This is a genomic window from Pseudomonas sp. Pseusp49, assembly GCF_059491875.1.
Map to the genome: position 1 here is coordinate 3630821 of NZ_CP168514.1, position 9925 is coordinate 3640745.

Here is a 9925-nt window from a genome sequence, read left to right on the forward strand (position 1 = left end):
CTGAGCCGGTGGCGGTCCAGCCCTTTTCAGATGAGAGCACGTCCATGCGCAGCGTTCACGCGGTCCTGATTTCCCTTCTGCTCTGCCTGAGCGCCTGTTCCTCGCTGCCCAATCGAGACCCACTGAAAATCAACGTCGTGGGTATCGAGCCCCTGCAGGGCGAGGGCATGGAAGTACGCTTTGCCGTGACAATCCGCGTGCAGAACCCCAATGACTACAACCTCACCTACAGCGGCGTCGCCCTGGATCTGGACATCAACGGCCAGCCATTCGCCTCGGGCGTCACCGATGAGAGAGGCGAGATCGGGCGTTTTTCCGACACCGTCGTGAGCGTGCCGGTCAGCGTTTCGGCATTTTCGTTCATCCGCCAGACCTATGGCATCAGCCAGATGAAAACCCTCAACAACATGCCTTATATCCTGCGCGGCAAACTCTCGGGCGGGCTGTTCAACACGATGCGTTTCGTCGACAGCGGCACCCTCAATCTGCCGGGGTCGACCACTGGCAGCCGTTAAAACCTGACACAAGGAGCAACACACGCCATGGAAGTCACGCCCACGCTCTACACCGAGCGGCTGATGCTGCGCCCGCTGGAACTGGCAGACGCTGATGCCATTCAGCAACAGTTCCCGCACTGGGAAGTCGTGCGTTACCTCAACGCCCTGGTGCCATGGCCCTATCCCGCGGACGGTGCGTTGATGTACCTGCGTCACAATGCGCTACCAGCTATCGCTCGTGGTGAGGAATGGCATTGGTCGATCCGCCTGAAATCGGCGCCGGAGCAGTTGATCGGCAACATCAGCCTGATGAGCGAACAGGACAACAACCGCGGTTTCTGGCTCGGTCCACAGTGGCAAGGTTTGGGCCTGATGAGCGAAGCCAGCGCGGCTGTGACCGAGTACTGGTTCACCATTCTGGGTCGCAAGGTGTTGCGTGTGCCAAAAGCGGCACCGAACATTGGTTCGCGCAGACTTTCCGAACGTACGGGCATGCGACTGATTGGCACGGATGAAGGCCACTTTGTCGGCGGGGTTTTCCCGAAGGAAACCTGGGAAATCACCCGTGAAGAATGGTTGTTGCGCCGCTGAACTCACTCGACGTCATTGAGAATCAGACTGCGGTAATGCCCCGGATTTGACCCCGACCACTTGCGAAAGGCCTTGTAGAACGAACTGGTGTCAGCGAACCCGAGCCGCGTGGCGATTTCGCTGAAGCTGATTGCCGGCTCGGCCAACCAGACGATCGCCAGTTCCTTGCGCACGCTGTCCTTGAGACCTTGATAGGTTTGCCCTTCTTCGGCCAGCCGGCGGCGCAAGGTCGATGCCGACATGCACAGGCGTTGTGCCAGGGCCTCGGTTTCCGGCCATTGCTCGGCCGGCAGGTGACGCAGATCGTGTTTGATCCGGCTGGCCAGGCTCTGTGGATCACGGTATTTCACCAGGATGTTCGCCGGCGCGAGGGCCAGGAATCGCTTGAGCTCTTCGGGGCTGCGCTTGATCGGCAGATCCAGGCAATCGGCGGAGAAAATCATCCGCGTACGCGGCCGGTCGAAACGCAGGTTCTCGGAAAACATCACCTGATAGTCATCGCAGAAATCCGGTTTCGAACAGCGCAGTTCAATGGCCAGAATCGGAATCCGCCGCCCTGCCAGCCAGCAGGCAACGCCGTGGACGATCATCCAGTAGGTGAAATAGGTGAAGGCCCGGCGTGGCTCCCTGTCGTCTTCAAGCAGGACGATTTCCGCCAGGCTTTGCTGACGCACCAACTGCGCCGGCAGGTGTTCGAGGATCAACGACAGAAACGCCAGGCCGCCAGCCAGTCCCGCCGCCACGTTGGGTTGAAGCATGGCGCTGCGGCACAGGAATGCGAAGCTGCCGGATTTGAGTTTGCGTGGGTCCATGCCAAAAAACTCGTCATCCCCGCGCCGTGCCAGCAATCGCCAAAGGCGCGCATAAGCGGTGGCTGGAACCCGGGCGTCGGAATTGCCCAACAGCTGCGGGTCGATGCCGACCTTGATCAACACCTCGTCCTTGTCGATGCCTGGCGCGCAGCTTTGCAACAGTGCTTCACGCACCAGTTGGATGGAGATGGTGTCTTTTTCCGACATGGATTGCGGCAAGCCCTGTGCTTGTTCGAGTGGGGGGCATATTAGCTGAAACCGCCCATTGAACGCAGATCCCCTGTAGGAGCGAGCTTGCTCGCGATGGAGGTGAACGATGATGCGGGGAGCCTGACACCCCGCGGTGCCCTCTGGTTTTTCGCGAGCAAGCTCGCTCCTACAGAGCCCGCGGCCATCCATGGCCGGCGGCGGCTTACCCGACATCCATGACGAACCGAAACGAAGCCTCTCGAGGGGGGGCAGGAAGATCAAAAGCCAAACGAGCAAGATCAAAGGATCGCAGCCTGCGGCAGCTCCTACATTGACCCGGTACGCCGCAAGTGCCGCGAACGGACAAAATCCCTGTAGGAGCTGCCGCAGGCTGCGATCTTTTGATTTTAATCTTTAAAGAATGCGGTACAGCAGCCGCTCGATCCGCACACGACTCACGCGCTTGAGGAACTTGGCCACGCCCATCGGGTATTCGGCGAGGGTTTCCAGGTTCTGGAAGTGCTCGATTCGCCGGGTGTGCTGGAAAATCTCCGCCAGTTCCTGACGGCGCGGCTCCAGCCATTCGCCGTGCGGATCATCGATCAACAAGGCGTTTTCCAGATCGAGCCGGAACGCCCGCGGGTTGAGGTTGTTGCCGGTCAGCAAGGTATAGCGCCGATCGATCCACATGCCCTTGAGGTGATAGGTGTTGTCACCATCAAGCCACAGGTGCAGGTTCAACTGACCGCTGTCGATGTTGCGCTGATGACGCTTGGCAAACCGGCGCAAGCTGATTTCGTACAGGTACGGCAGCGCCGAAATGACCCGGAACGGTTCGCTCGGCGGAATGTAGAAGTCATTGGCCGTCTTGTCACCGACCACAATGTCGATCTTCACCCCACGGGCCAGCGCGCGGTTGATCTCGCGGATGATCGCCAGCGGCAGGTTGAAGTACGGCGTGCAAATGGTCAGCTGCTGCTGGGCGCTGGCGATCAGCTCGCAGATCACCCGGTTCAGCGGGTTGTTCTTGCCGACGCCGAGCAACGGGCTGACGGACAGACCGGTCCGGTCGGTGGTGCCTCGCGTGGTGTCGTACGCCGCGTGCTTGAGCCGACTGCGCAGGTCACCGATGTCATTGCGCAGGCTGCGGGTCGTCGGCAGGTTCGGCAGGTCGAGGCGGTGCACCGCTTTGGAGGCCACCAGGCCGTGCTGCACCAGGTGCTGCATCGAATCGGCCAGTTCGCGATTGTGCAGCACGTGATAACGGTCGTAGCGGTACTTGTCGAACTTGTGCAGGTAGACGTTGTTCAGGCTCGCGCCGCTGTAGATCACGCAATCATCGATCACGAAGCCTTTGAGGTGCAGCACACCGAACAGTTCGCGGGTTTGTACCGGGACACCATAGATCGGCACCACGCTTTCGTGGGTGCGGGTCATCTCCTGGTACCAGGCCGAGTTGCCCGGTTGCTTGCCGGCACCGATCAGGCCGCGCTGGGCGCGCAGCCAGTCGACGACCACCACCACGTCCAGTTCCGGACGCGCCAGTTTGGCCGCGTGCAAGGCATCGAGAATTTCCTGGCCGGCTTCATCCTGTTGCAGGTACAGCGCAACGATGTAAATGCGCCGGGTCGCGCTGGCGATTTGCTCAAGCAGGCAACGACGGAATTCGGCAGCGCCGGAAAGGATGCCGACGGCATCGGCCGTCAGCGGAAAACTGCGCAGCTTGGGCAGCAGGGAACGTTTGAAAAGCGACGGCATAGGGCTCGCAATGGGTCGAATCCGAAGAACCTGAGAGCTTACACCATGCAAAGGTTCGGGTCTTGTTACCGTCTGTAATGTCCCCTTCGCGAGCAAGCCCGCTCCCACAGGGGAAACGCATTTCAAATGTGGGAGCGGGCTTGCTCGCGAAGACCATTTATCAGGCACTGCAAAAATATCGATTGACCAAGGAGAACGATCGTTCTACTGTTGGCCACATGAACGAAATCAATAGCAACGACACACGCGACATCATTCTGGATGTCACCGAAAAGTTGATCTACAAAAGTGGCATAGCCGCCACTGGCATGGATCTCCTGGTGAAAACCGCCGGTGTCTCCAGAAAAAGCATCTACCGCTACTTCGCCAACAAGGACGAACTGGTCGTGGCCGCCCTGCAACGCCGCGATCAGCGCTGGATGCACTGGTACCGCAGCGAAGTCGGCCAGGCACAGACGCCGGCCGGGCGGCTGCTGAACCTGTTTACCGTACTCAAGTCGTGGTTCGCCTCCGAAGGCTTTCGCGGCTGCGCCTTCATCAACACCAGTGGCGAAACCGGCGACCCGCAAGACCCGGTGCGCCTGGTCGCCAAAGAACATAAACAGAAACTGCTCGACTACGTGTGCGAGCTGTGTACCGAACATGGTGCCGAGGACCCGCAGACGCTGGCCAGACAGCTGCTGATCCTGATCGATGGTGCCATTACCGTGGCGCTTGTAACGGGTGATCACAGTGCCGCCGATAATGCGCAATGCATGGCGCGAAAGTTATTGGACCTGTAGCAACCTGATCAAGCTCGACAATTGTTTTAACTTTAACTTGATACGGAGACTTTAAATGTCTAATGCCGAAGTTCGTCCGCCATTGCCCCCTTTCACCCGTGAATCGGCCATTGAAAAAGTTCGCCTGGCTGAGGATGGCTGGAATTCCCGCGATCCGGAGCGCGTGTCCCTGGCCTACACCCTGGACACCCAGTGGAGAAACCGCGCCGAGTTCGCCCATAACCGCGAAGAAGCCAAGGGCTTCCTGACCCGCAAATGGGCCAAGGAACTGGATTATCGACTGATCAAGGAACTCTGGGCCTTTACCGACAACCGCATCGCCGTACGTTATGCCTATGAATGGCACGACGACTCGGGCAACTGGTTCCGTTCCTACGGCAACGAAAACTGGGAGTTCAACGAGGACGGCCTGATGGCCCGTCGCTTCGCCTGCATCAACGACATGCCGATCAAGGAAAGCGAGCGCAAGTTCCACTGGCCGCTGGGGCGTCGTCCTGACGATCATCCGAGCCTGTCGGATCTGGGTCTGTAAACACTCACTGTAGGAACTGCCGCAGGCTGCGATCTTTTGATCTTGATTTTTTAAGATCAAAAGATCGCAGCCTGCGGCAGCTCCTACATACAGAGCGATCGACAGATCCCATGCAGTGGGATCGACGGATCGCGAGCTAAGCGGTCGCCGTCGCAAGGGGTTATGGGTAATATGTCGCCCCTTCCCCGCAGCCTCTTTCTGCACCCGCCGAATAAGCCGATCCCATGCCTTTCGAACTTAGTGTTGACCTCTCCACCCTGGCCATCCTGGCCCTTGTCGCTTTTGTTGCCGGTTTCATCGACGCCATCGCCGGTGGCGGTGGGCTGTTGACCACCCCGGCGCTGTTGACCGCCGGCCTGCCGCCGCACCTGGTGCTGGGCACCAACAAGCTCAGTTCGACCTTCGGCTCGGCGATTGCCAGTTTCACCTTCTACCGACGCAAGCTGTTCCACCCCGCGCAATGGGTGCACGCCATCGTCGGTACCCTGGTCGGCGCGCTGACCGGTGCCGTGGTCGCGCATTACCTGCCAGCGGAATGGCTGAACAAAATGCTGCCGGTGATCGTCTTCGCCTGCGGTGTCTATCTATTGTTTGGCGGCACGCCGAAAGCGCCGACGGACAGCGATGCACCGATCAAGAAAACGTGGCAGTCGACCCAGGGCTTCAGCCTCGGTTTCTATGACGGCGTGGCCGGTCCCGGCACGGGCGCGTTCTGGACCGTGAGCAGCCTGTTGCTCTACCCCATCGACCTGGTGAAGGCCAGCGGCGTGGCGCGCAGCATGAACTTCGTCAGCAACGCAGCGGCGCTGTCGATCTTCATCTTTTCCGGTCAGGTGGACTGGATCATCGGCCTGTGCATGGGCTCGTCATTGATGGTCGGCGCCTTCTTCGGCGCCCGCACCGCCATCAGCGGCGGCGCGAAATTCATTCGTCCGGTGTTCATCACCGTGGTGCTGGGCCTGACCGTGCGCCTAGCCTGGCAGCACTGGTTCAGCGTGGCCTAAACGCCGCGCCACGTAGACATCGATCAGGTAACGGGCAATCGAGCGCGACGCCGGCAACGGCGGCAGCGCGTGCACGTTGAACCACTGGGCGTCCTCGATCTCGTCTTCCTGGCAAACGATTTCGCCACTGGCGTACTCGGCATGAAAGCCGAGCATCATCGAGTGCGGGAACGGCCAGCACTGGCTGCCCATGTACTGGATGTTCCTGACCTCGATGCTCACCTCTTCGCGAACCTCGCGAATCAGGCAGTCCTCGGCCGATTCGCCCGGCTCGGCAAACCCGGCCAGGGTGCTGTAGACCCCCGGCACAAAGCGTGGCGAACGCCCCAGCAGAATCTCGTCGCCACGGGTCACCAGCACGATCATGCTCGGTGAAATCCGCGGGTAATAGCGCAAGTCACACGGCTCGCAGTACATCGCCCGCTCACGCACCACCTGATGGGTCGCCTGGCCGCAATTGCCGCAAAAGCGGTGTTCACGAGCCCAGGTGCCGATCTGTGCGGCGTAACCGAGCACCTTGTAGACCGTGTGATCGCCTTCGAGCATGAACGCCCGCAAGCCTTTCCAATTGCAGCCCGGCACCTCGCTGTGACTGCGCAGCTCCAGCAGATAGACCGGCTCGCCATCGAGATGACCGATGCCATGCTCGGCGAGAATCGACAGGTCCTGACGCTTCAACCATTCCCGTGGAAACAGGGCGCCATTGTCATCGAACAGAAAGCCTTCGGGGCTGCGCGCGACGGCCCAGCCGCCGGGTTGATCGGTGTCCAGTACTGCAGTGGTCCAGCGAGGAATCATGGTTAATCAATCCAGAAATTCGGGTTTCTGTTTGCTCATATGGGCAGCCATGGCCACGCGCAGATCGGTGGATTGCAACATGGCGGCGTTCCAGGTGGCGATGTATTCGAGGCCGTCATCGATACGATGGTCACGCATGTAGCTGATCATCTCCTTGGTGCCGGTGACGGCGATCGGCGACTTGCCGGCAATTTCCCGGGCAATCCCCATGACGCCGTCGAGCAGGCTGGCGTTGTCGCTGTAGACGCGATTGACCAGGCCCATGCTGCGTGCTTCGTCGGCGCCAAAGGTGCGACCAGTGTAAGCCAGTTCGCGCAGCATGCCGTCACCGATGATCCGCGGCAAGCGTTGCAGCGTGCCCACGTCGGCGGCCATGCCGATGTCGATTTCCTTGATCGAGAACTGTGCGTCCTCGGCGGCATAACGCATGTCGCACGCGGCAATCAGGTCGATGGCGCCACCCAGGCAGTAGCCCTGAATCGCTGCAAGCACCGGTTTGCGGCAGTTGTCGACGGCATTGAACGACGCTTGCAGGGTAAGGATCTTGCGCCGCAACAGGCGCGCATTGCGGCCGACGTCCTTGCCCAGTTCATTGGCCACACCGGCCAGCATCATCAGGTCGATACCCGAGGAAAAATGCTTGCCTGCGCCACTAAGGACCACCACGCGCACTTCATCGGTGTCATCGATCCACTGGAAGATCTCGACGATCTCGCTCCAGAACGCAGCGTTCATCGAGTTGATCTTCTCCGGCCGGTTGATCTGCACATGGGCGATTTTATCAACCAGTTCGACGTTGAATGCGCTGTATTGAGACATGCCAAGGATCCTTTTGCGGGCAGAAAACGAGGCCCGAACTATAACAAGGCATCGCGACCGGCAGTAAGGCAGCGGTTCAGCCAAATCCGGGACTTGGCGCACGCACCGCATTGGTGCACAGCCGCTCGATCACGTCGCACATTCATGTGACCGCCCGGTGACTTTTTGCGGCAAAAACGCAAAAAAACATGCACTTCGTCGGGGCGTTTGCACCTCGATCAGGCACGTCCGTACCGCTACAAACCGATTGTCGAACAATTTTGCCATCGGCCCTTTACCGCTCTAAGTTCTGGCCTAGACTCATTTTCTCAAAGCGAAACCGATCGGTCACAAAGTGGAAAAACAGTCGAAACTTTTTCCATTCCCGATCGGTCCTCTGACAAGAAGGTGCGTTGCGACTGGTGCAATCTTTGCAACGGCTCATTCACCCCTTTTGCTTCGACGCATCGGGCAGCGCTTGCTCACTGATGCGCAGCGCTTTTGCGCCCGGCCACGGGAATTGGCCATGAAACACCGTTTGCCAGACCTAAGAATTAGATCAACAGCACGGGAGATTCATATGATCAGTACGGCTTTGGAAATACAGGGAGAACGTGCTAATCAGGTCGGCGAATCGAGCGCCGTAACTGCCGCGAACACCCAACCCGTCAGCGTGCCCGGCACCAGGACGCTGACCCCGGCAGCCCAGCAGAATCCGAACCGTAAGAAAGTGTTGTTCGTGACCTCGGAAATTGCCGACCTGGTGAAAACCGGTGGCCTGGGCGACGTTTCCGCGGCGCTGCCACGGGCCATGGCCCATCTGCACGATGTGCGGGTGTTGATCCCGGGTTACCCGCAGGTGCTGCACAGCGAGAACCCTATCCATATCATCGGTGAACTCGGCGGTCATGCCGCGTTGCCACCGTGCAAGATCGGGCGCATGGACATGCCCGATGGTCTGGTCATCTACGTACTGATCTGCCCCGAACTCTACGAGCGCGAAGGTTCACCCTACGGCGCCAACAACGGCCGCGACTGGCCGGACAACCATATCCGTTTCGCCCGCCTGGGCCTGGCGGCGGCCGACATCGCCGCCAACCTCGCGCAAATCCACTGGTGCCCGGACCTGGTGCACGCCCACGACTGGCCGGCCGGCCTGGCCCCGGCCTACATGCACTGGCGCGGACAGCGCACGCCAACGCTGTTCACCATTCACAACCTGGCCTATCAAGGCGTGACCAGCCTGGGCTCGTGCCCCGAACTGGGCATTCCCCATCACGCGCTGCAACAGGAAGGCATGGAGTTCTACGGCAAGATGTCGTTCCTCAAGGCCGGCATGGCCTACTCGAGCCATATCACCACCGTCAGCGCGACCTACGCCCAGGAAATCACCACCCCGGACTTCGGCTGCGGGCTCGACGGTTTCCTTGCCGCCAAGACTCAGCAAGGCCTGCTCAGCGGGATTCCCAACGGCATCGATGAAAGCTGGGATGCAGCGACCGACCCGCACCTGTTCTGCCCGTTCGAAATCGGCGACTGGGATGGCAAGGCGGTGAACGCCGCCCATGTGCGCGAGCTGTTCGGCCTGCAAGAATCCGAAGGGCCGCTGTTTGCCGTGGTGTCGCGCCTGGTCTATCAGAAAGGCCTGGACCTGACCGAAGCGGTCTCCGAATACATCGTCAAATCCGGTGGCCAGATCGCGATCATCGGCCGTGGCGAGCCGGAAGAAGAACAGTCGATGCGCGAACTGGCCCTGCGTTTCCCCGGGCAGATCGGCGTGCGCATCGGCTTTAACGAAACCGATGCCCGGCGCATGTTCGCCGGCAGCGACTTCCTGCTGATGCCTTCGCGTTACGAACCCTGCGGCCTGAGCCAGATGTACGCCCAGCGCTTCGGCTCGTTGCCGGTGGCACGCAATACCGGTGGCCTGGCCGACACCATCGAAAACGGCGTGACCGGCTTCCTGTTCGATGAATCCACGGTGCAGAGCTATCAGGAAGCCCTGAGCCGCGCGTTCAAGGTGTTCGCCTTCCCCGACCTGCTGCACGCCATGCGCTGCCGGGCCATGGCAGCGCCATTCAACTGGTGCAAGGCGGTCGAACCCTACGCCGAACTCTATGAACAGCTTGTGGCGAAAGCGTTGGGGAAATCGAACAAACAGTAA

At 60.1% G+C, this 9925-nt stretch carries 10 protein-coding genes; 6 read left to right on the forward strand and 4 right to left on the reverse strand.

Annotated features, from left to right (window positions below):
- Positions 1-44: 44 nt before the first annotated feature.
- Both ACEN83_RS16270 and ACEN83_RS16275 read left to right on the forward strand, forming a co-directional pair.
- Complete coding sequence (locus ACEN83_RS16270; protein ID WP_104448277.1) at positions 45-515, forward strand: LEA/WHy family protein; 471 nt, start codon at positions 45-47, stop codon at positions 513-515.
- Between the two features lie 27 nt (positions 516-542).
- Positions 543-1088 carry a GNAT family N-acetyltransferase gene (locus ACEN83_RS16275; RefSeq protein WP_116579329.1) on the forward strand — a complete coding sequence of 182 codons (546 nt, stop codon included), beginning with the start codon at positions 543-545 and terminating at the stop codon, positions 1086-1088.
- A 2-nt stretch (positions 1089-1090) separates the two neighbouring features.
- Here the strand turns inward: ACEN83_RS16275 and ACEN83_RS16280 are convergent, their stop codons facing one another.
- Both ACEN83_RS16280 and pssA read right to left on the reverse strand, forming a co-directional pair.
- Positions 1091-2107, reverse strand: a complete 1017-nt coding sequence (locus ACEN83_RS16280; RefSeq protein WP_495577718.1) for an AraC family transcriptional regulator — start codon at positions 2105-2107, stop codon at positions 1091-1093.
- Positions 2108-2503: 396 nt separating this feature from the next.
- Positions 2504-3847, reverse strand: a complete 1344-nt coding sequence (gene pssA / locus ACEN83_RS16285) for a CDP-diacylglycerol--serine O-phosphatidyltransferase (RefSeq protein WP_007974285.1) — start codon at positions 3845-3847, stop codon at positions 2504-2506.
- 218 nt (positions 3848-4065) lie between these two features.
- On the opposite strand from pssA, the gene ACEN83_RS16290 reads away from it, so the two are divergent.
- The 3 genes from ACEN83_RS16290 to ACEN83_RS16300 all read left to right on the forward strand — a co-directional run bounded on the left by ACEN83_RS16290 (position 4066) and on the right by ACEN83_RS16300 (position 6165).
- Positions 4066-4629: a TetR/AcrR family transcriptional regulator gene (locus tag ACEN83_RS16290; RefSeq protein WP_033047828.1), complete on the forward strand. Its 564-nt coding sequence runs from the start codon at positions 4066-4068 to the stop codon at positions 4627-4629.
- 55 nt (positions 4630-4684) lie between these two features.
- The gene (locus tag ACEN83_RS16295) at positions 4685-5161 is read left to right on the forward strand and encodes a nuclear transport factor 2 family protein (protein WP_102700058.1); all 477 of its coding nucleotides are present in this window, start codon (positions 4685-4687) and stop codon (positions 5159-5161) included.
- Between the two features lie 224 nt (positions 5162-5385).
- Positions 5386-6165: a TSUP family transporter gene (locus ACEN83_RS16300; protein WP_007974280.1), complete on the forward strand. Its 780-nt coding sequence runs from the start codon at positions 5386-5388 to the stop codon at positions 6163-6165.
- Here ACEN83_RS16300 and nudC read toward each other — a convergent pair.
- Both nudC and ACEN83_RS16310 read right to left on the reverse strand, forming a co-directional pair.
- Entirely contained in the window at positions 6133-6963 is an 831-nt protein-coding gene (nudC, locus tag ACEN83_RS16305; protein ID WP_495577719.1) for an NAD(+) diphosphatase, read from the reverse strand. The genes ACEN83_RS16300 and nudC overlap by 33 nt on opposite strands.
- 6 nt (positions 6964-6969) lie before the next feature.
- Complete coding sequence (locus tag ACEN83_RS16310) at positions 6970-7782, reverse strand: crotonase/enoyl-CoA hydratase family protein (RefSeq protein WP_007974277.1); 813 nt, start codon at positions 7780-7782, stop codon at positions 6970-6972.
- Between the two features lie 559 nt (positions 7783-8341).
- On the opposite strand from ACEN83_RS16310, the gene glgA reads away from it, so the two are divergent.
- Entirely contained in the window at positions 8342-9925 is a 1584-nt protein-coding gene (gene glgA / locus ACEN83_RS16315) for a glycogen synthase GlgA (RefSeq protein WP_495577720.1), read from the forward strand.

Excerpts from the sequence above, each read along its gene's own strand:
- ACEN83_RS16270 (WP_104448277.1), top strand. The coding sequence starts at position 45 with ATGCGCAGCGTTCACGCGGTCCTGATTTCCCTTCTGCTCTGCCTGAGC.
- ACEN83_RS16295 (WP_102700058.1), top strand. The coding sequence starts at position 4,685 with ATGTCTAATGCCGAAGTTCGTCCGCCATTGCCCCCTTTCACCCGTGAA.
- glgA (WP_495577720.1), top strand. The coding sequence starts at position 8,342 with ATGATCAGTACGGCTTTGGAAATACAGGGAGAACGTGCTAATCAGGTC.
- pssA (WP_007974285.1), bottom strand. The coding sequence starts at position 3,847 with ATGCCGTCGCTTTTCAAACGTTCCCTGCTGCCCAAGCTGCGCAGTTTT.
- nudC (WP_495577719.1), bottom strand. The coding sequence starts at position 6,963 with ATGATTCCTCGCTGGACCACTGCAGTACTGGACACCGATCAACCCGGC.
- ACEN83_RS16280 (WP_495577718.1), bottom strand. The coding sequence starts at position 2,107 with ATGTCGGAAAAAGACACCATCTCCATCCAACTGGTGCGTGAAGCACTG.
- ACEN83_RS16275 (WP_116579329.1), top strand. The coding sequence starts at position 543 with ATGGAAGTCACGCCCACGCTCTACACCGAGCGGCTGATGCTGCGCCCG.
- ACEN83_RS16310 (WP_007974277.1), bottom strand. The coding sequence starts at position 7,782 with ATGTCTCAATACAGCGCATTCAACGTCGAACTGGTTGATAAAATCGCC.
- ACEN83_RS16290 (WP_033047828.1), top strand. The coding sequence starts at position 4,066 with ATGAACGAAATCAATAGCAACGACACACGCGACATCATTCTGGATGTC.
- ACEN83_RS16300 (WP_007974280.1), top strand. The coding sequence starts at position 5,386 with ATGCCTTTCGAACTTAGTGTTGACCTCTCCACCCTGGCCATCCTGGCC.